Raw genomic sequence first — 21303 nt, 5'->3', positions numbered from 1 at the left:
GCGGTTCGTGCCCTTTACTGCCACTGCACTACTACTGCGCTGTTACTGCATCGCTACTGCGCCGGTCCTGTCTTACGGAAGACCCAGTAGTCGGCTCCCTCTTCCGCGATGTAGTTGGCGTCCTTCAGCTTGAATTCCAGGGAAGCCTGCTCGGTGACCTCCTTCGAGCGGGAGAAGTCCTCAAAGCCTGTTTCAGTGGCATAGCTGCCGCGGGTGGACACCAGGATCAGCCCATGGGGCCGGGCGTATTCGATGAGCGTGAGCAACGCCGTCGGGCGCACATGGCCGAGGGTGAACACGCCGCTGCTGACGACGATGTCGTACTGGTCCAGACGCTCATCGCGTACCGGTGTCGAGAGGTCCACGCCGCCGTAGACCTTCCGGTAGGCGTTGGTCTTGATGGCCTCGGCAGCCATGTTCTCCGACAGGTCGACGCCGTCGATCACGTACTTTCCCAGAGTGCTCAGGACACTGCCGACGAGGCCGGTGCCACAGCCGGCATCGAGAATGGTTGTTCCCGGCCTCCCGTAGGCGGAGGCGAGCAGGTGAACGAAGTTGGCCGCGACCCGCGGCGCCACCCACTTCTGATCCGCCAGGTCCACGTCGTACCGCGTCGCCCAGTCCTCGTAGTAGCTCTTCAGGCCAGAGGAATTGTCGAAGAACACGTGAGACTGCTTGATGTTCGCGAAGGAATTACTCATGGAATTGACTCCCTGTCAGGATAAGCCAACGATCATGACCGTTCTTTTCTTGTCCCGCTAAGTCACTGCGGGCACATCTGATGCGTCCGATCTTTCGGTCCCGGTGCCCCCGCTGTCCCCACTGTCCCCTGTGCCGCTCGACCGTGAATTCTTCACGTCGAACACCATGTAGACGGCGATGCCGGTGAGGACGAAGAGGGCCCCGCCGACCTCCGTCCAGGTAGGCATCCGCTGTTCCATCGGCAGACTCAGGATCGCGCCGAAAATCGTCTCCGTGGCGAGCAGCGGTCCTACCAGTGGTACCGGGATGCCCTGTGCCGCCTTCACCCAGATGTATGTCCCCCACCAGGATCCGATGACGCCCAGGAACACGCACCACGCGATGATCTTGAAGAGCGGATACGGATCGAATGTCGCATCCGGTGTGGAGGCAATGGCGAAGGGCAGCAGCACCATGGAGGCACCGCCTGCTCCCATCGCCACCAGAGCGGCCCAGATCGTGGGGTCCGGCTTCGTCTCCCAGGTCCGCTGCGACTGGGCATTACGAACCACGAAGTAGGACCAGGTCAGCATGGCCATGATGGCCAGGCCTATCCCGAAGAGCGAGTCGCTCGCGCCACCTGAATGCTTCCCCTGAAGGAGATCCGAGACACTGAGGAGGGTGAGACCGACGAGAATCAGGATGACCGGTGCGACGAGCTCACGCCACGACATGCGCTTTTCTGCGAAGTTACCGGCCACCGCGATCGTGATCGGTGACGATCCCACGACGACTGCGGTGATGAATCCGCCGCTCGTTGTGGCGGAGTACGAGACACAGATGTAGAAGACGAAGTACCCCACGAAGCCGATGTAGAGGCCGAAGAGGGTCCGCCGGACGGGCATCTGCCTGAGCTGGCTCCAGTTTCTGCACAGGACGTAGAGGCCGCACAGGCCGAACAAGGAGTACCGGCCGGTGACCAGGAGCAGTTCACTCGCGGGCTTGACGGCGGCCGGAGCGACGAAGGCGAAGGCCCAGAGCAGGGCGGCCGTGAGCGCGGCGGCAACATTTTTTCGTGTACTTCCCATTACAGGGTCGGTTCTGGTGAGTGAATCCGACGGGTATCAAAGCCGTTCTGCATAAGCCAATCCGGGTTGTAGATCTTCGAGATGTACTTGTTTCCGCTGTCCGGCAGGACGGTGACGATCGTTGCCGGTTTCGTGAACGAACGGGCAACTTGCACCGCGCCCCACACATTCGCCCCCGAGGTGCCGCCGCAGATGAGACCCTCGCGCGTTGCCAGGTGCCGGCACGTGGCGAAGGCCTCGGCGTCGGTGAACTGAATCACGTCATCGACGACGGAAAAGTCCATGCATTTCGCCAGGTGGTCCTCGCCGGCGCCCTCGACGAAATACGGCGCGATCTGCGAAGGGTCAACAACGCCCTCATGGAAGTAGCGGTGATAGATGGAACCGGCCGGATCGAGGAGGACAGACCGCACGGACGGGTTCTTCTGCTTCAGGAACCGCGAAGTTCCGGAGATGGTGCCGCCTGTACTCCCTGATGCGACGAACGCCGTCACCGACCGTCCGAGTGCCTCCCAGATCTCGGGGCCCGTCGAACGGAAATGCGCCTCCGCGTTGAGCGGGTTGTCATACTGATTGAGCATGAACGAGCCCGGCGTCTCGGCGTGGATGCGCCTCGCGCACGTCACATAGTGCTTTGCCGAGTCCGGCGGGGCGGAGGTGGGGCAGACAATCACCTCGGCCCCCATTGCGCGCAGCGCGTCCTGCTTTTCCTGGCTGACCTTGTCCGGCATGGTCAGAATCGCACGGTATCCGCGTGTTGCCGCCAGCATCGCGATCGCTGCACCGGTATTCCCGGAGGTGTTCTCCACGATTGTTGCGCCCGGCCCGAGGAGACCGCGACGCTCGGCATCATCGATGATGTACCGGACGATTCGGTCTTTGATGCTGCCCCCCGGATTTACGAATTCGACTTTGGCGAATATCCGAACATCGGCCGGAACGTCAAAGGTGTTCAGTTCGACGAGGGGTGTCTTGCCAATGAACGACTGGATATTCATGCCGGCTCCTTAGTACTGCGGGAGGAATGTAGCCAGGCGTGCGGACGACACGAAAGGGTACGAACAGGAAAGCGCGCGGACGGCAAGGGGGTTCGGACACGGTGGGGAGAGGACAGCATGTGACCGGGAGCCGGCAGAGACCGGTGAGAATCCGGCAGTGCGGTGCATCGGGCCGTACACGGTCAGGACATGCAGTTGCTTCATCGATGACCGCGTGTCAGGACCACACCGGTGGTTGCCGAATTCCTGCTTCACCGTGTCTCCGCCAACAGGCCGCTCCGAAAAGGCGGTGAAACCGTGTCAGAGAGCAGAGTCAGGAATCTTGACAGAGTCAAGAATCGCGACCGTGTGACCGACCTTTTGGCCCTTCTCGACCAGTGCCAGGGCATCCACCGCCGATATCTCGTACGGCGACAACTCCTTCTCCATCTGGAGAGCCTGCGCACCGGCTGCCGCGGGGGACATTCCCGCGAAGGCATCGCGCAGAACGCTCACCGGGTAGAAGTGGAACGGCCCCATCCCCTCCTTCTCCCACTGGGCATAGCCGCCGACCACCTCGTGCGGCTCGGACTGGATCTTCCACGTATAGGTCAGGATGCTGCCGTTGTAACCGGCGGCCCCGGCCAGAGACAGGATCTCGGACAACGGAATCCGCGCACCGATCGACGACAGCACCCGGCCACCGACCCGAAGGACCGGATGTGCCTGCTGCAGGGCCAGATAGTGCAGCGTCACAAGGTTCTTCTCCGCGAAGCCGGCAATCTCCTCAACGCGCTCCGCGATGAACGTCGAACTGGTCTGGCCATCAGCCAGATCACCGCTCCCCGCCATCGGGATATTGGGGAGGTTCTCGTAGATCACATCGACCTGCGACACCTTGCCGGCCAGCGGGGAGAGAATGTCCCCGGCGCCCCCGATCAGTTCGACATCCTGATCCAGGAGGTTGCTCTGAATGTTTTCCCGGGCGTGAGCGAGAACATCTTCGTGAAGGTCGGTGAAGCCAACGCTACGCGCCTGCAAAATCTCCACGGCCGCCAGGGCATCCAGTCCCGCACCCGTCCCGATCGTGCAGAACCGCGGAGCCAGGACACCCATCCGTGCAAGCGTCTTGAACGCCGGCACAGCAACACTGGCGACCCAGTCGGCGCGTGGCTCATCCGCCTTCGGCAGGTATGAATGGTCCGACAGCCTGAGCCCGATGGATGACTTGATCCGCTCCGGCTCCCCGACCTGGAAAAACTCGCTCGGCGACACAACCAGTTCGGCATAGTCGATGTGTGTACCCATCTCGGCCTCCTTCGACGTGGCGACAGCGCTGCTTCTACGAGAACTTCCGGCCCGCCCGGGCCAGCGGACAGCCGAAGGGCACACGAGGCGTCCTGCAACCGAAGGAACCAGCAGCAACCGGATCGCGCCCTTCACGAGGAACGGCGCCCCTGCGGCGGAAGTGACTTCACTATCGTCAACTCCCGCAAAGCTGTACAGGGTTGCCCTGTTGCCTCTCCCGAGGCAACAGCAACAGGACCATCCAGGGCCTGAAACCCGGAGCTGCCGCACAAGTCCCTTGACCCGGATGTGTTCACCGGTGACAGACCACGCCGAACGGCCGGTGGGCGAAGGGCCGTCAGGACACCTCGCGCAGGGCTGCAATGGCGGTGCGGCGGGAAGGGCAGCGCAGCGAGGACAGCGGCGCGGCCGGCCCGGCTGTCTGCCGCCCCCGCATGCACTGCACTTCGGACACCCTGCGAGCCAACGTGTGCCAGGGCTCGGCCGCGTGCTCCTTCACCAGTCAGCGCCAGGCCCCGGCTGCAGGCTCCCTCGCCCCCTCGGAGGAAACCACCCCCGTCACTTACCAGGCACGTCGGAAGGCTGCAACTGGAAGGGCCTTTCCAGCCACCCGGGAAGTGGGCCGTTGACACCGGGAAAATCAACTCCGTAGCATGTAACTATACCGGTTGGTATAGCTCACCGTTCCGCTCACGCGAAGGAGATGCACGCGTGTCGCTCCATCAGTCCGGCCAGGCGACTCCGGGGGCCCTGAACCTCCCCGGACCGCGCGCTGTTGATCCACCGCAACGGCACCAGGAAGGCAGCCGGTGCACGAGAACAGACCCGTCGCCCCGCGCAGGAGGAGAGGGCCTGTGAAACCCGTATGCATCAGCGAGGATGCCGAGCTGCAGCGTGAACACCTCTCGGCTGCCTGCCAGTCCCTGTACCGGCGCGGCTGGATGCCCGGAACGTTCGGCAGCGTCTCGGTCAGGTCGGGTGAAGCGGTCATGATCACCGCAGGCGACCTGAGCAAGAGGGTGATGACCGATCAGGACACGGTGATGGTCGACCCGTTCAAAGGGCTGCCGCTGCTCGGAGAGAGCGAATGGCCGCCCGCCGAAACCCCGGTACACCTCGCGCTCTACCGGCGGCTGCCCGGCTGCGGAGCAGTGATCCACGCACACGCACCGTGGTCCACAGCACTTGCCACCCGGACCGCCGGCGCCGACCGCACCGGCCAAGTGGTCTTCGAGGAAATGGAAATGGCGAAGAGCCTCGACGTACCGGACCCCCGCCTGGTCGTACTGCCCATCGTCGCGAACCACCTGGACGCGTCCCTCATCGCCGACGACGTGACGGCCCTCCTCGATGATCCGGCCGCCGACACCCCGCCTGCTCTGCTCATCGACCGCGACGGCATGTTCTCCTTCGGCCGCGACATCGACGAAGCGCGCAACAGGCTGGAGTGCGTCGAGGAACTCAGCCACCTGCTCCTGCTGACGGGCGCCGACGAGCCCGGCACGGCCAAGGTGAGTGCCCGGTGACGCTGCTGCAGATCATGCCGGAGGACGCACCGCAGACGATCACCGTGCACAGCGACGACCTGGACGTCATCCGCAAAGAACTGCTCAGAATCGGTGTGCGCTTCGCGCGATGGCACGCCGCCCGCCGGCTCCCCGCCGACGCGGACGACTCCACCATCATGAATGCCTACCGGAGCCACATCGATCACGTCAGCGCCGAGAGCAACCACCGGGTCGTCGACATCGCACGCATGACCCCCACCTCGCCCGGTCCCGGCCAGCCCCGGCACAAGGAGCACTTCCACGACGAGGACCTCGTGCGCTTCGTCGTAGCTGGAGCCGGCTGCTTCTACCTCCACGTCGCCGGTCAGGTACACGCGATGCTCTGCACAGCAGGAGATCTGCTGTCCATACCCAGCCGGACGAAGCACTGGTTCGACGCAGGGACACGACCGAACTACACCGCGGTCCGCTTCTTCCAGGATGACAACGGCTGCGCCGCCCGGTTCCTGCCGGACAGCATCGCCGCCCGGTTCCCGGCCTTCGACGAACTGACAGTCGCACCATGAGCGACACAGCCGCCCTCCCAGCCGTCCGATGTCCCAGCCCCGAGCGGCACGAGCAACGTGACAGGCCCGCGCCGCCACATGGACGACGCAGAACCGCATAGCGGAACGCAGAGGACGCAGAGGAACGTGGGCACGATGTTCCGTCCCGGCATCTGCGCGCCACAGATGTTACCGGCGGACAACTCCCGGCCCCTGGGGCGGGGCCCGGGCTCTGACAACGTCGTCATCCGGATACCCACCAGCACATCCGACGCCGAGTGCGCCGGTGGACACCTGGATACACATAGGCAGCCCCGCCCGAGCCAGTTCGCAACCACGACCTGGACCACCGAGCCTGCAGCCCCCGCCGCCTGCACCGAGCGGGTCGGGAGCCCAATCAGCATCTGAAGTACGCACGGCATCCCACCAACTCCGCTCCGGAGCTGGCCGCTCTAGACGATCTGTACGATTCTGGGGGCTTGAAGTGGTACGGGAACCAGCGCAGGGATCAACAACAACCCGGCCTTCCCACACGGATGCCGGCTACCCGCCGCGTACCGGCGGTCCCGCAACATTCGGGCAACTGCTCCGGGCCCACCGCACACAGCGAGGACTCTCCCTCACACAACTCGCCGCCCTCGTACACTTCAACCGGGGCCACGTCAGCAAGATCGAAACCGACAAACGACCTCCCTCGGTCAGCTTCGCAGAGGCCTGCGACCGGGAACTCGACGTCGGAAACACCTTCACCACCATCGCCTCAGCCCTCGAAGCCGCCTCCCGCCATCAGCAAGGATGGATCCAGCCCGCCCAACTTCCCCCGGCCAAAAAGAACTTCGTGGGACGGCGTGACCACCTGACCCGCCTCGAAAGGTTACTCCCCGGCGACCAGCACTCCCTTGCCTTACCCGTCGCACTCATCAGCGGACCACCGGGCGTCGGCAAAACCGCACTCGCAGTACAAGCGGCACACCGGGCCGTCAACGACGGCCACTTCACCGACGGGCAACTCTTCGTCAACCTCCAGGGCCCCGAGCCAGGAACCGCAGCAGCCCCCCACGACGTCCTCGAAGACCTGCTCCGCGCCGTGGGCGTACCGACCGACCGCATCCCCACAGACCTGGACCAAAGGGCCGCCACCTTCCGGTCCTTCCTCCACGGCCGCGAAATACTGCTCGTCCTGGACAACGCCGCCAACGCCCAGCAGATCTATCCCCTGCTGCCCGGCTCACCAGGATGCGCCGTCATAGTCACCAGCCGCTCACGCCTGCCGGGACTCATGTCCCGCGTCGACGCCACCACCCTCCCACTGGCAGAACTGTGCCAGCCCGAAGCCGCCATGCTGATCCGCGCGATCATAGGCGACACACGCGCCGACGCCGGCCCCAGCGCCGTAACCGTCCTGGCAGAACGCTGCGGACACCTCCCCCTCGCACTGGTCCTCGCCGCCGAACACATCGTCAGCCACCAACACCACAGCGCCGACACGCTCGCCACCGAACTCAAACCCGAACACGCCCGCCTCAACCTCGCCGAAGGCGACATCGCACTCCGCAACGCCTTCGACACCAGCTACAGAGCGCTCGACGAACAGAGCGCCCGTATGTTCCGCCTCCTAGGCATACTCCCCGGCCACCTCATCGACGCCACCACCACCGCCACACCCGCAGGCATCACCCACAATGAAGCCGCACGACTCCTCCACAGCCTCGCCAGCGCACACCTCATCCGAAGCCAGGACGAACACCACTACCACATGCACATCCTCCTACGAGCCTACGCAGCCGACCTCGCACGGAAACTCGACACCCAACCCCAACCCACGAAGGCAATACACCCCACAGCCAAACCAGCAGCCACACCCACCCAACCCTCCCTCGTCGCCTAAGGGCTGTCCTGTAAATAAGCTTTGGCTCACCTCGGGCGTGCTTGGCCGCCGTGTGTCCCGCTCGTTGTCCGGCGAGAGCGAGGTTGTGCAGGCGGGCGATGCCGCGCATGGCGTGGTGGACTCCGTCGCCTTTGAGGCGGCAGTCGCGGAGGATCTTCCAGGTCTTCATGCGGGCGAAGGTGTGCTCGACGCGGGCCCGGCCCTGCTTGTGGGACCAGTAAGCCGCGACCAGCAGCGCCCGCTCCTCCAAGGAAAGGCCCCACGGCCGACCCTTGCGGACCGTGGTCGCACCCTCGCGCCGCAGCACGGTCACCAGCTTTACGAAGGCGCGCGGGCTCATCCCGGTGAACGGGGCTGTCCTGGACGGCTCCCACGCCGTGATCACACCAGCCACGCCGGGATCATCGCACCGTAGCGTGCCCCGCCAGCAAGCCTCCCCACCTCAGCGGAACTCGTGGACCAACTGGATCTCGCCGACGATGTGGGCGTTGAAGTCGTCCAGCTCCTCGGCTGGAACCCAGAGCTCAAGGATCGTCTGCCCGCCGGCCTGCTGGATGGGATACCGGCTCAAGAACTCCGACTCGACCTCGAAACGAGTGACGAAGCCTGCGCCGTCGTGCTTCACGTTCCAGTCCCGGGCGATCCTGATCGCGTAGTCCTCGTTCAGGACCGGGTAGAAGATCGGCTGCTCGGGCAGCCGGGGTGGCCAGGCACGCCAGTTCAGCTCCCGAACCAGATCCAGCTCCTTGGGGCCGGTGGGGCGCCACAGGGTCGTCGTTGCTTGCCGGCTGGTCATGTGCATCGCTCTCTGAACGTAGACCGCTGGTATGGCGGGTCGAGAGACCGGACGATACCGGCACCGCGAACTCAGTAGCTACACAGTTTCCGCAGCGTGGGCAGCTCCGTGACCAGCAGTTACGGGACAGTCCTCAGAGCCCACGACAGACAAACAAACGAGTCATCCAGCTCGGGACACGGACCACCGGTCCGACAGCACAACAGCCGCCCGACAGCCCCCATCGGACGGCAGAACCACGTCCGGGCAGCGGAGCGGCTTTCGGACGGCAACGGCAGGACGGACGCGCTGAGCTGAACCCGCCGTAGCCCAGAACAAACAACAAGAGCAAACTGAACACAAGATCATTTCAGTGAAGGGACTGAGCCCTCCCCCGCCAAGTGGCCGTGTCTCCGGTGACCGGATACCCCGGCACTGCTGAGCCGTCACGGGTCACTCGGCAAGTGCCCTCTCGATCAGAACAGCTGCCACCTGCTCAGCACGGTCAACAGCGTTATCCACCGACCGCATCGAATCAGCGATACAAGCCCCCTCATGAAGGATCAACACCTGCGCCGCCAGCGCAGCAGGATCCTGGGCACGGGCCTGCGTCGCGAGATCCTCCAAGTACGCAAAGAGCCAAGCCTTCTGATCACGGGCAACCTCTCGGCCCGGATGATCCTCAGGCAACTCCACAGAAGCATTGATAAAGGCACACCCCCGCGAGTTCCGCTCACGCATCCAGTCACGCAAAGCACTGAACGTCGCGAGGATCTTCTCACCGGGGGGAGCATCATCATCGTTCGCGTGCTTCACCAACGTAGAACGCCACAGACCATCGCGAGCACGCAGATACGCGACGATCAGATCTTCCTTCGAGCCGAAGCAGTCATACAGGGTCTTCTTGGTGACACCCGCCTCGTCCGCGATCGCCTCCACGCCCACAGCGCGGATCCCCTGCTCGTAGAACAGCCGCGACGCGGTCTCAAGGACCCTCACACCAGCCGGCGTCAGGTGCCTCATACCCCGCCGCTTACCTCTCCGGCCCACGGTCTCACTGTTAATAGTCACCACCGAACGGTACACCCAACGGTATACTTACGACAGTTGTCGCACCGCCCCGGAATCCCGGCACCAATAACCGGGGCGCCGGACGGAACCCGCCCTGCCCGGCGCCCCGAAGCGACGGAACCACACCACTCCCTCTGCACCCCGGCACCGGGACAGCTACCCCATGCGCCATCCATGCGCAAACCAATGGAAATTGGACACCCACCCGTCGGCGGCGGACTCATTCCCGCCGACTCCCAGGGTGGCGACACGCCGCCGACGGTGTAATGCCGTTCCCCGACCGCCGGACCCGACCAGGCTGTACACGGTCACCGCTCTACCGGAATATCGCCGGGCACGACCACCTGGGCACAACTCACCAACACCGTGCCGCAGTAAAACACTTCGGGCCACACCACACCCGATATCCACAATCCCGAACACCACAATGGGGAGGCCCCATGGACCGGGCGAACAACATCGAAGCCATCGTCTTCGACGTCCTCGGCACCATGGTCGACGAACCGGGCAGCCTGCGAACAGCCATCCGCAACGCACTGCCCGCAGCCGACGACACGACCATCGACCAACTCCTCACCGTATGGCAGAACCACGTCGCCAACGAACAGCAACGCATCCACGAAGGGACCCGCCCCTACGCCAACTCCGACATCATCGACCGCGAAGCAGCCCACCACGTAGCCGCCCGCTCCGGCCTCACCGACCCCGACACCATCGAACAACTCGCGACAGCAGGCCAGCGCATGAAACCCTGGAACGACTCCCCCACCGCGCTCGCCAGCCTCGCCGCGAACTTCCCGGTACTCGCCCTCACCCACGCCAGCCGTGCATGCCTGCTGCGCCTCAACGCGCACGCCGGTCTCCGCTGGCACCAAGCCCTCTCAGCCGAAGACGCCCAGGCCTACAAACCCGCGCCCCAGGTGTACCAACTCGCGCTCAACGCCGCGCAATGCCCACCCCAACACGTCCTCATGGTTGCCGCACACGCCTGGGACCTGCGCGGAGCCCAGAGCCACGGAATACTGACCGCCTACATCCACCGACCCACCGGAAACCCCCCGAGCAAGACCGACACCTTCAACTGGCACACGAACAACCTCACCGAACTCACCCACGCCCTGGCCACACCATAGAAGCACCAGCACTCACCAGTCGTGAACGGAACCGTCTCGCAAGCTGTTGACCGGCAGGTACTTGCGCTCGTACGGGAACCTCGCAGCTGCTGTCTCGTCGAACTCGACGCCGATGCCGGGCTCGTCGCCGGGGTGCATCAGGCCGTCCTCGAACGTCCAGGAGGTGTGGAACACCTCCTCGTAGCCCGGCAGATGGGCCATGTACTCCTGCATGCCGAAGTTCGGGACGGACAGGTCGACGTGGAGTGCTGCGGCGAGCGAGGCCGGGGAGAGGTCACCCGCGCCGTGTGAGCCGGAGCGCACCCCGTACAGCTCGGCCAGAGAGAAGATCTTACGGAGGTGGGTGATGCCGCCCGCGTGGGAGACGGAGGTGCGGACGTAGTCGATCAGCCGGTTGGTGATCAGGTGCTGGCAGTCCCAGATGGAGTTGAAGATCTCGCCGACCGCGAGCGGCGTCGTGGTGTGCTGGCGGATCAGGCGGAACGCCTCCTGGTCCTCGGCCGGAGTCGGGTCCTCGATCCAGAAAAGGCGGTACGGCTCCAGGGACTTGCCGAGCCGGCCCGCCTCGATCGGGGTGAGCCGGTGGTGCACGTCGTGCAGGAGCTGGAAGCCGTAGCCGAACTCCTCGCGGACAGCGGCCATGTACGTCGGCACGAAGTCCACGTAGGCGCCCGTGTCCCAGACTTCCTCGGTGGGAAGAGCGCCATCGGCAGGCTCGTACGTCGCACCGTCTCCCTTACGCATGCCGTAGACCCGCTCCAGCCCCGGCACCGCCGCCTGCGCGCGCACCGCGCGGAAGCCCTTGTCGAGGAAGCGTCCTACGTCGTCGAGGAGTTCGGGGATCGTGTTGCCGCTGGCGTGGCCGTAGACGGTGACGCCATCACGGGCCGCGCCGCCGAGCAGCTGGTACACCGGCAGGCCCGCGACCTTGCCCTTGATGTCCCACAGGGCGACGTCGACGGCGGCGATGGCGGTCATGGTGACCGGGCCGCGCCGCCAGTAGGCACCCTTGTACAGGTACTGCCACAGGTGCTCGATACGCGCCGGGTCCTTGCCGACGAGGGTCGGGCAGACGTGGTCGCGCAGGTAGGAGGCGACGGACAGCTCACGGCCGTTGAGGGTGGCGTCGCCGATGCCGGTGACGCCGTCGGAAGTGGTGATCTTCAGGGTGACGTAGTTGCGGCCGGGGCAGGTGACAAAGACCTCGGCTGAGGTGATCGTGGCCATGGGGTGCCGTTCTTCTCGTTGGACGGGAAGGTCGCTTCGTAGGGAGGGAAGGTCGCTTCGTGGGGCGGGGTGAAAGTGCGGGTGATGCCGGCCGCCGCACGGGGCGGCGGTCGGCACCGGCTTCAGGTGCGGGCCCAGCGCAGGGCGGCTTCGACTCCATGTGTGTGCAGTGTCCGCGCAGTCTCCGTCACGGCGCTCGCGAACGCACCGTCCCGAGCTGCCTGTTGGGGCAGCAGTCCGCCCTCGGCGAGGATCAGTCTCGCCGCCTCGCCGGGTTCAGGAGCGCGCCGGGTCAGTTCGGCCAGGCGCACCCGTGCTGCGTCGTGGACCGTGCCGAGCACCTGCTCGTCGTAGGCGTCGGCGCAGCCGGTGACGATGCGCACGTACGCGGCAACGCCGAGGGCGAGCACGCGCGGCACACGCCCGGCGGCCAGCGACTCCTCGATGACACCCGCCCAGCGCACCGGGATCTTCAGTGAGCCGTCGGAGGCGACCTGGGCGGTGCGGTGGCCGAGGGCCGGGTTGGCGAAGCGTTCGAGGAGTTCGGCGATATACGCCTTGCCCGGCATGCCCTGCGGTTCGGTGACGGTCGGCAGGATCTCGTCCCGCATGGCCGCCTCGACTGCGGTGCCGATCAGGTCGTCGGTGACGGCCTGATCGATGGAGCGATGGCCGCGCAACAGGCCCAGGTAGGCGAGGAGCGAGTGCGCGCCGTTGAGCAGGCGCAGCTTCATCAGTTCGTACGGGGCCACGTCATCGGTGAAGACGGCGCCCGTGGCCTCCCAGGCGGGCCGGCCCGCACGGAAGTCGTCCTGCATCACCCACAGTCTGTACGGCTCGGCCGGCACCGGCACGGTGTCACGGACGCCGAACGCGCGGGCGACCAGGGCGCGGTGCTCGTCGGTGGTGGCGGGCGCGATCCGGTCGACCATGGTGCTCGGTGTGGACACGGACGTGTCGACGTACGCCTGGAGGTCTTCGCGTTCGGCGGCGGGCAGTGCGGCGATGAACTCGCTGATCAGGCGGCGGAGTTGGCTACCGTTGTCCATGAGGTTGTCGCAGCACAGGACCGTGACGGGTGCGGCGCCCGTGCGTAGCCGCTGCTGCAACCCGCGCACGGTGAGGCCGAGCGCGGTCCGGGGGGTGGTGCCTGTCAGGTCGGCGCGGACCAGTGGGTCGTCGAGGTCGAGATGTCCGTCGGGGCCGAAGGTGTAGCCTTTCTCGGTCACCGTGAGGGAGACGATGCGGGTCCTGGTGCTGCCGATCGCGGCGACGACATCGGCGCCCTGCCCGTCGGCGGCGAGGCCGGGGTGGTGCACACCGGGGACTTCGGCCGCGACGCCGCCGTCGCGGCGCAACGTCAACACCGTGTACAGGCCGCTCTGTTCGGCCATGCCGGTGAGTACCGGGCGGGTCCCGCGGCCGGGGCTCGTGGATACTCCGGTGATACCCCAGGGCCCGTCGGCGTGGCGCAGCGCGTCGGCGGTGTAGACGGCCTGGTGGGCGCGGTGGAAGTTGCCGAGACCCAGGTGGACGATGCCGGGCTCGGGCAGGCTCGGCGGCAGTGTGAGACCGGGGACGGGCAGGCACGTTCGGGAGAGGCGGGGCAGGGTGCGGATGTCCATGGTCAGACCTCGCCGCCCGGCTCGATCAGGACTTTGAGCTGTGTGCGGTCGGTGAGTGCGGTATCGAGGGCCTCAGCGGCCCGCTCCAACGGGAAGACGGCGGTGACCAGTTCGGCCGGCTGGATCCGGCCGGACGCGGCGAGCCGGACAGCGGCCGGGAAGTCCCCGGCCGCGTACCGGAAGGAGGTGACCAAGGACAGCTCCTGGCGCTGCATCCAGGCCAGCGGGAGGTCGGTGAGTGGCCGGTTCGGGTTGCCGACGACGACCGCGGTGCCGCCCGGGCGCAGGGCACGGATCCCTGACACCAGGGCGGGTCCGACGCCGGAGCAGTCCAGGACGAGGTCGTAGCCGTCCGGGTCGGCGAGGGCGTGCGCCCGCTCCGGGTCGGGGGTGAGGTCGGCGGCGTCCACGGTCGCCATGCCGTGCCGGGCGGCGAACTCCCGCCGGGCAGCGGCCACATCGGACACCGTAACGGATCCGGCTCCCGACGCGGCGGCGACCTGCGCGACCAGCACGCCGATCGGCCCGGCTCCGGTGACCAGGACCCGTGCGCCCGGTTGGAGCCCACTGCGCCGGACGGCATGCACGGCCACGGCGAGTGGCTCGACGAGCGCACCGAGCCGTATGTCCATGGTTGCGGGCAGCGGGTGCACGAAGTCTCCCGGAACGCATACGTACTCGGCGAGCGCGCCGTCGGTGGGCGGGGAGCCGAAGCAGGTGCCCAGGGGGCAGAGGTTGTAGCGTCCTGCGCGGCACAGGGCGCAGCGTCCGCAGGGGTGCGCGGGCTCGACCGCGACGGCCGTGCCGTGCGGCAGATCGACCGCGCCCGCGCCGCGCCCGACGACGACACCGGCAGGTTCGTGACCGGGCACGGTGGGTTGCCGCAGCACGTTCGGACCGTTCTCGCCGTGAGCGTAGTAGTGCAGGTCCGAGCCGCGCAGCCCGACCGCGCGGACGGCGACGAGGACCTCACCCGCCGTGGGCTCGGGCAGCGGCCGGTCTTCGATGCGCAGGTCCTTGGGTCCGTGCAGCACGGCGGCGCGGTGCGTGGTCCTGTCCACGGGGCGAGCCTTTCTGTCGTACGGGGTGGGGGCGGGCCGGAACTCCGGAACTAACGGGCCTGCAGCGGTTCGACGCTCTTGATCACGAACGCGTAGGTGAGGGCGCCGACGATCGAGAGAGCACCGGAGACGAGCAGCGGCACGAGGTAGGAGCCGCCGGACGACGCCAGCAGGTAGCCGGTGACGATCGGGCCGAGAGCGCCCGCCACGTTCGAGGCGAAGTTCTGGATGCCGGCGAGGGAAGCGACGTGCCCGGCGGTGGGTGCGACGTCGGCGGGCAGCGAGGCGACGGACGCGGTGGCGAAGGTCAGCGACGCGTAGCTGAGCGAGAGCAGCGCGAGGGCGCCGGCCGCGGTCGGCACGACGACCGCGAGGGCGATCACGGATGAGCAGAGCGTGCCGGAGACCAGGCAGGTCTTGCGGACCTTGGTGGTGGACCAGCCCTTGCGCAGGAGCCGGTCGGCGGTGAAGCCGCCGAGCAGCGAGCCGGCGATGGCTACCAGCCCCGGGACCGTCCCGAAGAAGCCGAGCTTGAGGAGATCGAAACCGCGCTCGTCGACGAGGTAGCTGGGGAACCAGGTGATGAAGAAGTAGACGACGTAGTTGAGGCAGAAGAAGCCGAGCATCATGCCCCAGACCGTCCGGTACCGGAACAGGTCGCGCCAGCGCACCTGTGCGGCGGCCGCGCTCTCGGCGGGGGTCTCCTCGACGCGGGCGCCACCCGCCTCGATGTAGGCGCGCTCCTCACCGGTGAGCTTCGGGTGGTCGGCAGGCTCGTGGTACAGCCGCCACCAGCCGATGATCCACAGGAAGCCGAGCAGACCGCAGGAGATGAAGGCGACGCGCCAGTGGAAGGCGGAGACGAGCAGGGTGACGAGCGGCAGCGCGATGGCGGTGCCGACCCGGGCACCGTTGTCCCAGACACTGTTGGCAAGGGTCCGCTCGTGCCGCGGGAACCAGCGCGAGACCGCTTTGGCGGGGGCCGGGTAGCCGGCGGCCTCACCCGCGCCGAGCAACAGGCGCGCCCCGACCAGTGTGCCGACGCCACGCACCAGGCCCATACCGACGGTAGCGACCGACCACCAGATGGCGCCGATGGCAAAGACCCTCTTGACGCCGAACCTGTCGAGCAGCGCACCGGCGGGCAGTTGGCACAGCGCGTAGGTGAGGAAGAAGGCGCTGAGGATGAAGCCCTGGGTCTCTGGTCCTATGTGCAGGTCCTTCGACATGGTGGGCAGCGCGACGCTGAGCGTGGAGCGGTCGAGGTAGTTGACCGCGAGACCGCCGAAGCACAGCAGGGCGATGCTCCAACGGACGTTCTTGCCACGGCCTCGGGGCCGGGTGGGGTGGGCCGTGCCTGGGGAGGCCTGTGTGGCCTCGGATTCGGTGACGGGGTGCGTCGTCATCGGGGACCTCCGGTCGCCATTGGCCGGTCGGAGGCGTCGTGGACATCGGGCACGGCGGCTCCTTCGTGCGGGGACGGGGTGTACGGGTGGGGTGGGCTGCGGCTCGCGAGACCGAAGGGGGTACGGGGACTCCCGACGACATTTTCTACCCTCTCGATGGCTTACATACAAGCCTTGTATGTAAGAATCTCCGCAGTTGAAAGTGAGAAGGTGACGTCATGGCAGCCCCGCAGCGATCCACAAGATCCACCCCGCGCCGCACTCCCGCCGCACCGGCCGCGCCGGCGAAGGAGTCGGTCCGCGTCCGCGTGCACGCACTCCTGCGGTCCCGGATCACTTCCCTGGAGCTGCTGCCGGGCACCCCGCTCTCCGAGAACGAGCTCGCGGCCGAGCTCGACGTCAGCCGCACCCCGGTGCGCGAGGCCCTGATCCTGCTCGGCGAGGAATCGCTGGTCGACGTCTTCCCGAAACTCGGTACGTTCGTCTCCCGCATCAGCGTCGACGCCGTACTGGAGGCCCAGTTCATGCGCGAGGCGCTCGAACTGGCCGCGCTGCGCGAGGCGGTGGGGCGCGCCGACGCCGAGGACATCGCGGCGCTGCGCGCCATCCTCGACGCCCAGCGCGCAGCGCTCACGACCGCGGACCCGGACGCGTTCTTCGAACAGGACGAGGCGTTCCACCGCCGCCTGATGGAAGCCAGCGGATACCGCACGCTGTGGCGCACGGTCACCACCGCCAAGGCCCACCTCGACCGGGCCAGGCGCCTCAGCCTCCCCCTCCCCCACCGCATCGAGAACCTCATCGCCGAACACACAGCGGTGGTTGACGCACTGGAGCAGCGTGACGCCGGGAGCGCAGAGAAGGCGTTGCGCGGACATCTCCAGGGGGTCTTCGAGGACACCGGGACGATCCAGGCGAACCGCCCGGAACTCTTCGCCGAGCCGCACGGCGGGACGGCGCCCGCCCGCCCCCGTGTCCATCCCGGACTGCGGACCTGACGACAGCCCCCCCCGGCCGGGGGGGGACACAGCGGGACTGACGTCCGCCGGGCACCCAGACCCGTCGGTCCGCCGTCAGGTCGGGGGGGACCGCCCTCAAGGTGGCGTAGAGCTTCTCGCCAGGCCGGTGGGAGCGCAGGGTCCCGGTCCGGCGGCGGAACTCTCACCACCGGTTGCCCGACGTCGCCCCGTTGCGCGTGCTGATCGGCTCCCCAGGCCATCGCAGGCCGTCGGTCAACTGCCGCTGGGGTCCGCGTCAACGAGCAGGGCGACCAGCCGCTTTGCCTGGTCCTGGGGGTCCAGCGTGCCGGACCAGCTGGTCATCAGGAGGTGGTGGACGGTACCGACGAGGGCAAGCGCGACCGAGGTGGTGTCGGTGCTGTCCGCGATGCGGCCGAGCCGCTGTTCGGCCTCCAGGTAGGCGTTGATCGCATCCTGGATCGCCGTGAATCCCGGCGCGCCGCCCGCCAGCGCCTGGCGAACCCGGAGGAACGTGGCGGGACGGGTCATGGTGACCCCGATGACCGCGGGATCCAGGGAGGTCAGAAGTGCGAGCGCGGCCGCGGTGAGGTTGTCGGACACAGTGGCATGCCCTGCTCGCTCCGGGAGTTCCCCGGCTTCTTGTGCAGTGCGCGCGAACCGGCTCAGGCACAGTTCGGCGACGAACTCGTCGAGCCCGTCGAAGTGAGCGTGCAACAGCCCCTTGGCGCAGCCCGCCTCGCCAGTGATCGCCCGGCTGGTCAGGGCCGCCGGGCCCTCGCGGGCCAGGACCCGCTCCGCAGCGTCGAAGAGCCGCTCACGAAGGTCGGGGATCGCCACTCCACGCGGTGACATAGGGCCTCTCCTGGTACGGGATGACGTCATGCGGCGCACCCCGGCGCACAAGGGGATTGCCAGTATGGGCGCACGCCCATACTGTTTGGGCGCATGCCCATTCTAGTCTCTGCAAGCGCATCATCCAGCAGGAGGTCCCGAATGCAGAACATCGCCAACACCGGTCAGTCGAAGGCGTGGAACGGTTACGAGGGCACTCACTGGGCCCAGAACCAGGATCGCTGGGACGCCGTGAACGGAGGTTTCAACGACCCCCTGCTCACCGCCGCCGCGATCGAGGAGGGCGACCACGTCCTGGACATCGGCTGCGGAGCCGGAAGTACCACCAGACTGGCCGCACGCCGAGCTCGGAGCGGCCAGGCCCTGGGGCTGGACCTGTCGGCGCCGATGCTGGCGCGAGCACGCGAGGCCGCACAACACGAAGGCCTCGGCAATGTGACCTTCGAGGAAGGGGACGCCCAGGTCCACGCCCTCGCACCAGGCGCATTCGACGTCGCGATCAGCCGCTTCGGGGTGATGTTCTTCGCTGATCCCGTCGCCGCCTTCGCCAACATCGGACGCGCTCTGCGCCCCGGTGGCCGCTTGGCGTTCGTCTGCGCCACAGCGGCCGACGGCAATGAATGGCTCCAGGCCATCGCGGCACTGCGCCACCTGCTGCCCGTGGGGGAGTTCGGTGCGCAGGGAAGCCCGGGAATGTTCTCCCTGGCGGACCCGGACCGTACCTGCGAAGTGATGGCCGCCGCCGGTTTCGAGCACATCGGCGCAGCGCACACGGAGGCGTTCGGGACATGGGGGCAGAACGCCGACGACGCGGCCGCCTTCCTGCTCGGTTCCGGCCCCGGACATCATCTGATCAGCCAGGTCGCGCCAGAGGTCCAGGAGCGCGCCCGTCAGACGCTCACGGACACTCTGCGCCGCCACGAGGAGGCCGGTGCGCTGCGACTGCGCAGCACCGCCTGGCTGGTCACCGCCGACCGGCCGAAGTAACGAGTCACCCTGCGAACGCTGTTGGGCCGACGGGGCAGAACGCAGGATGCCACATGGCAGTACGGGACCTGCGCGGCCTTCAGGCCCACGTGTTGCCTCGCCCGGTCTTCGGCCACGCGGGGTGGCTTCCTCCGTGGGGCCCTGCTCCTGCCCCCTACCCCCTACCCCACGGTCCAGCTGATGCCGCCGATACCGGTGCTGTAGAAGGCGCAGTGCCCGGACGACTCGCCCACCTGACCCGGCTGCACGGTCACGGAGTTCCCCGTCACGTCGGGGGCCATGCCACAGATGATGTTGGCGTGGAAGGTGACGGGGCCGGGTGCCGGCGCGCGGACCACGTGGCGACCCGGCCTGTAGCGGTCCGGGGGCGGCACCTACGCTTCACGGGGAAAGGGCTGTCGTGAACAGTGGCAGGAACAGCGCTGCACCGCACCGGCCGCAGAAGAAGGACCCATGCCCACGCTTGCCGCACTCGTCCGCACGCTCGGAACGGATCTCGCCCCGGTCCGCCCGGCGGTCCCGCCGCCGCGCGAGGTCACCGCAGTGCATGTCAGCGAACTCGCCGACCCGACACCCTATCTCTCGGGGGGCGAACTCCTCCTGACAACCGGGATGTGCTTGTCCGGCCGCACCGCCCAGGCACGCGCCTACACAACCCGGCTCGCGAGCCGGGGCGTTGCCGCTCTCGCCATCGGCCTCGGGCCCTCCCACCAGCGCGTGCCCGAGGCGCTGACCGAGGCCTGCGAGGCAGTCGGCCTGCCTTTGCTGGTCGTGCCGGGACCCACCCCCTTCCTGGTCGTTGCCCGCACCTACTGGTCCCTGGTCGCGGCCGCCGGTCAGGAGCAGCTGGCCTCAGCGCTGGTCTCGCACCGTGAGCTCGTGCGGGCGGCGGCCGGGCCCAACCCGGTGCCGACCGTCGTCCGCACGCTGGCCGGCGCAGTAGCAGGATGGGCTGCCCAACTGAGCGCGCAGGGAGAGGTGGTGGAGGTCTGGCCACGGGGGCGCCGGGCCAGCGCCCGCAAGACCAGCGCAGAGGTGGCCCGGCTCCGTGTCGCCGGTCCGCACTCCTCGGCCACGTTTCCGCTCGGGACCGATGACGTACTGCTCCAGCCCCTGACGAGCCGGGGTCGGCTCACCGGCTTCGTCGCCGTCGGCTGTCCAAGGCCCATGAACGGCCCCGACAGGCAGCTGACGCTGACCGCCTGCGCCCTGCTCGCCCTGCAGAGCGAGCAGCACCGACGCCTCGTGGCGGGCACCCGGGCGACCCGCGCTTGCGTGGGCCGGCTCCTGATGGCGGGATTCGTCGACGCGGCCCGGGCCCTGGCAGCGGAACTGGCTCTGCCGGCGATCGTTCCACGTATGCGGCCTCTCGTGCTGGCCATCGACACCGGCCCGGGCGGCGAGGAGGTCCTCGACTCCCTGGAGATGTCTGTGGCCAGGGAGAGGCGGCACTTCCCGGCCGTTGTGGAAGCGGACCGCATCTTGATCCTTATCGAGCCGTGCGACGCCCCAGCCGTCGCGGCCGCCGCACGGCCACTGCTGGCCGGCCGCGTGCGAGCGGTGCTGGGCACCGAGACCGACGTGGCCGAGCTGCACCGGCAACTGCCGGCCCTCAACCGCACGCTGGCGGGCGTTCCCGCCGGAACGCTCCGCGACCTGGCCGGCCAAGGCGTCGCCGCCGCGCCCACCCTGGAGCCCCTGCTCGCTTACCGCCACGCCGACCTTGTGGGGACTGTGGCCGCCTATCTGCGCCACCGCGGACAGTGGGAACGCGCGGCAGCCGACCTCGGAGTGCACCGCAATACGCTGCGCCACCGCATCGGCAGGGCCGCCACGCTGCTGGACGCCGACCTGGACGATCCCGATGTCGCCAGCCGGCTCTGGCTCACCCTGCGAGAAGACGGACTGGCCTGACCCGGACCGGGTGTGTTCGCCGTGTGCCCCATGCCGGGGCCCGTGCTTTCCGAAGAGCGCGCGGCTTCGGAAGGGGCCGGCCAAGATCCCGGCCGGGAGTGTCGAGCGTGGGCGCGGGCTCTCGCTGATCGCCGCACGCGTCCCGCATGTGGGCGTTCTGACCGCAGTCCAGGAATTCTTGTGCGGATCGTCCCATGATTTGCCGGCCCACCGGTGCCTAGGTTGACAGCCACCACACGGCCTCTGGCTTTCGGAAGGACCTCCCGTGACGACCGAT

The 21303-nt window shown here is 67.5% G+C and carries 18 protein-coding genes and 1 pseudogene; 7 read left to right on the top strand and 12 right to left on the bottom strand.

Annotated elements, in window-relative coordinates; translation table 11 throughout:
- Window positions 1-53: 53 nt before the first annotated feature.
- The 4 genes from OG385_RS35800 to OG385_RS35785 all read right to left on the bottom strand — a co-directional run bounded on the left by OG385_RS35800 (window position 54) and on the right by OG385_RS35785 (window position 4054).
- Window positions 54-701, bottom strand: a complete 648-nt coding sequence (locus OG385_RS35800) for a class I SAM-dependent methyltransferase (RefSeq protein ID WP_266861407.1) — start codon at window positions 699-701, stop codon at window positions 54-56.
- A 57-nt stretch (window positions 702-758) separates the two neighbouring features.
- Window positions 759-1769, bottom strand: a complete 1011-nt coding sequence (locus tag OG385_RS35795; protein WP_266861409.1) for a DMT family transporter — start codon at window positions 1767-1769, stop codon at window positions 759-761.
- Window positions 1769-2767 (bottom strand): PLP-dependent cysteine synthase family protein, encoded by a 999-nt coding sequence (locus OG385_RS35790; RefSeq protein WP_266861411.1) that lies wholly within the window; start codon window positions 2765-2767, stop codon window positions 1769-1771. The genes OG385_RS35795 and OG385_RS35790 overlap by 1 nt, the downstream gene beginning before the upstream one ends.
- 300 nt (window positions 2768-3067) lie before the next feature.
- Window positions 3068-4054, bottom strand: coding sequence for a class I SAM-dependent methyltransferase (locus OG385_RS35785; RefSeq protein WP_266861413.1), 987 nt, complete (start codon window positions 4052-4054; stop codon window positions 3068-3070).
- 854 nt (window positions 4055-4908) lie between these two features.
- On the opposite strand from OG385_RS35785, the gene OG385_RS35780 reads away from it, so the two are divergent.
- From OG385_RS35780 to OG385_RS35770, 3 genes are all read left to right on the top strand, one after another.
- Window positions 4909-5580, top strand: coding sequence for a class II aldolase/adducin family protein (locus OG385_RS35780; protein WP_266861415.1), 672 nt, complete (start codon window positions 4909-4911; stop codon window positions 5578-5580).
- Window positions 5577-6128, top strand: coding sequence for a cupin (locus OG385_RS35775; RefSeq protein WP_266861417.1), 552 nt, complete (start codon window positions 5577-5579; stop codon window positions 6126-6128). Before OG385_RS35780 ends, OG385_RS35775 begins: the two co-directional genes overlap by 4 nt.
- A 463-nt stretch (window positions 6129-6591) precedes the next feature.
- Window positions 6592-7995: a helix-turn-helix domain-containing protein gene (locus OG385_RS35770; RefSeq protein ID WP_266861419.1), complete on the top strand. Its 1404-nt coding sequence runs from the start codon at window positions 6592-6594 to the stop codon at window positions 7993-7995.
- A gap of 67 nt (window positions 7996-8062) precedes the next feature.
- Here OG385_RS35770 and OG385_RS35765 read toward each other — a convergent pair.
- From OG385_RS35765 to OG385_RS35755, 3 genes and pseudogenes are all read right to left on the bottom strand, one after another.
- Window positions 8063-8389, bottom strand: a pseudogene (locus tag OG385_RS35765) (transposase); the annotation flags it as partial.
- Between the two features lie 48 nt (window positions 8390-8437).
- On the bottom strand, window positions 8438-8797 hold the full coding sequence (locus OG385_RS35760) for a hypothetical protein (protein ID WP_266861421.1): 360 nt from the start codon (window positions 8795-8797) through the stop codon (window positions 8438-8440).
- 426 nt (window positions 8798-9223) lie between these two features.
- Window positions 9224-9793: a TetR/AcrR family transcriptional regulator gene (locus tag OG385_RS35755; RefSeq protein ID WP_266861423.1), complete on the bottom strand. Its 570-nt coding sequence runs from the start codon at window positions 9791-9793 to the stop codon at window positions 9224-9226.
- 488 nt (window positions 9794-10281) lie between these two features.
- On the opposite strand from OG385_RS35755, the gene OG385_RS35750 reads away from it, so the two are divergent.
- Entirely contained in the window at window positions 10282-10974 is a 693-nt protein-coding gene (locus OG385_RS35750) for a haloacid dehalogenase type II (protein ID WP_266861425.1), read from the top strand.
- Window positions 10975-10986: 12 nt separating this feature from the next.
- Here OG385_RS35750 and manD read toward each other — a convergent pair whose 3' ends face one another.
- From manD to OG385_RS35730, 4 genes are all read right to left on the bottom strand, one after another.
- The gene (gene manD, locus OG385_RS35745) at window positions 10987-12201 is read right to left on the bottom strand and encodes a D-mannonate dehydratase ManD (protein ID WP_266861427.1); all 1215 of its coding nucleotides are present in this window, start codon (window positions 12199-12201) and stop codon (window positions 10987-10989) included.
- A gap of 122 nt (window positions 12202-12323) precedes the next feature.
- Window positions 12324-13826 (bottom strand): mannitol dehydrogenase family protein, encoded by a 1503-nt coding sequence (locus OG385_RS35740; RefSeq protein ID WP_266861429.1) that lies wholly within the window; start codon window positions 13824-13826, stop codon window positions 12324-12326.
- 2 nt (window positions 13827-13828) lie between these two features.
- On the bottom strand, window positions 13829-14887 hold the full coding sequence (locus tag OG385_RS35735; protein ID WP_266861431.1) for an NAD(P)-dependent alcohol dehydrogenase: 1059 nt from the start codon (window positions 14885-14887) through the stop codon (window positions 13829-13831).
- A 50-nt stretch (window positions 14888-14937) separates the two neighbouring features.
- Entirely contained in the window at window positions 14938-16293 is a 1356-nt protein-coding gene (locus OG385_RS35730) for an MFS transporter (protein ID WP_266861433.1), read from the bottom strand.
- 218 nt (window positions 16294-16511) lie between these two features.
- Here OG385_RS35730 and OG385_RS35725 point away from each other — a divergent pair, with 218 nt between their 5' ends.
- Complete coding sequence (locus tag OG385_RS35725) at window positions 16512-17291, top strand: GntR family transcriptional regulator (protein ID WP_266861435.1); 780 nt, start codon at window positions 16512-16514, stop codon at window positions 17289-17291.
- 234 nt (window positions 17292-17525) lie between these two features.
- On the opposite strand, the gene OG385_RS35720 is transcribed toward OG385_RS35725, so the two are convergent.
- The gene (locus tag OG385_RS35720) at window positions 17526-18125 is read right to left on the bottom strand and encodes a TetR/AcrR family transcriptional regulator (RefSeq protein ID WP_266861437.1); all 600 of its coding nucleotides are present in this window, start codon (window positions 18123-18125) and stop codon (window positions 17526-17528) included.
- Window positions 18126-18266: 141 nt separating this feature from the next.
- On the opposite strand from OG385_RS35720, the gene OG385_RS35715 reads away from it, so the two are divergent.
- Window positions 18267-19112 (top strand): class I SAM-dependent methyltransferase, encoded by an 846-nt coding sequence (locus OG385_RS35715; protein WP_266861439.1) that lies wholly within the window; start codon window positions 18267-18269, stop codon window positions 19110-19112.
- 453 nt (window positions 19113-19565) lie between these two features.
- Window positions 19566-21026 carry a PucR family transcriptional regulator gene (locus tag OG385_RS35710; protein WP_266861440.1) on the top strand — a complete coding sequence of 487 codons (1461 nt, stop codon included), beginning with the start codon at window positions 19566-19568 and terminating at the stop codon, window positions 21024-21026.
- The last annotated feature ends 277 nt before the right edge of the window (window positions 21027-21303 follow it).

This window comes from Streptomyces sp. NBC_01306, from assembly GCF_026340465.1.
Taxonomy (GTDB): Bacteria; Actinomycetota; Actinomycetes; order Streptomycetales; family Streptomycetaceae; genus Streptomyces.
Note: the sequence above shows the minus strand (reverse complement) of the source record. Positions and strands in the feature narration are given on the sequence as shown.

Coding starts and splice junctions, on each gene's coding strand:
- OG385_RS35730 (WP_266861433.1), bottom strand. CDS start 16,293: ATGACGACGCACCCCGTCACCGAATCCGAGGCCACACAGGCCTCCCCA.
- OG385_RS35800 (WP_266861407.1), bottom strand. CDS start 701: ATGAGTAATTCCTTCGCGAACATCAAGCAGTCTCACGTGTTCTTCGAC.
- OG385_RS35725 (WP_266861435.1), top strand. CDS start 16,512: ATGGCAGCCCCGCAGCGATCCACAAGATCCACCCCGCGCCGCACTCCC.
- manD (WP_266861427.1), bottom strand. CDS start 12,201: ATGGCCACGATCACCTCAGCCGAGGTCTTTGTCACCTGCCCCGGCCGC.
- OG385_RS35790 (WP_266861411.1), bottom strand. CDS start 2,767: ATGAATATCCAGTCGTTCATTGGCAAGACACCCCTCGTCGAACTGAAC.
- OG385_RS35750 (WP_266861425.1), top strand. CDS start 10,282: ATGGACCGGGCGAACAACATCGAAGCCATCGTCTTCGACGTCCTCGGC.
- OG385_RS35795 (WP_266861409.1), bottom strand. CDS start 1,769: ATGGGAAGTACACGAAAAAATGTTGCCGCCGCGCTCACGGCCGCCCTG.
- OG385_RS35760 (WP_266861421.1), bottom strand. CDS start 8,797: ATGCACATGACCAGCCGGCAAGCAACGACGACCCTGTGGCGCCCCACC.
- OG385_RS35715 (WP_266861439.1), top strand. CDS start 18,267: ATGCAGAACATCGCCAACACCGGTCAGTCGAAGGCGTGGAACGGTTAC.
- OG385_RS35755 (WP_266861423.1), bottom strand. CDS start 9,793: ATGAGGCACCTGACGCCGGCTGGTGTGAGGGTCCTTGAGACCGCGTCG.
- OG385_RS35785 (WP_266861413.1), bottom strand. CDS start 4,054: ATGGGTACACACATCGACTATGCCGAACTGGTTGTGTCGCCGAGCGAG.
- OG385_RS35720 (WP_266861437.1), bottom strand. CDS start 18,125: ATGTCACCGCGTGGAGTGGCGATCCCCGACCTTCGTGAGCGGCTCTTC.
- OG385_RS35740 (WP_266861429.1), bottom strand. CDS start 13,826: ATGGACATCCGCACCCTGCCCCGCCTCTCCCGAACGTGCCTGCCCGTC.
- OG385_RS35710 (WP_266861440.1), top strand. CDS start 19,566: ATGCCCACGCTTGCCGCACTCGTCCGCACGCTCGGAACGGATCTCGCC.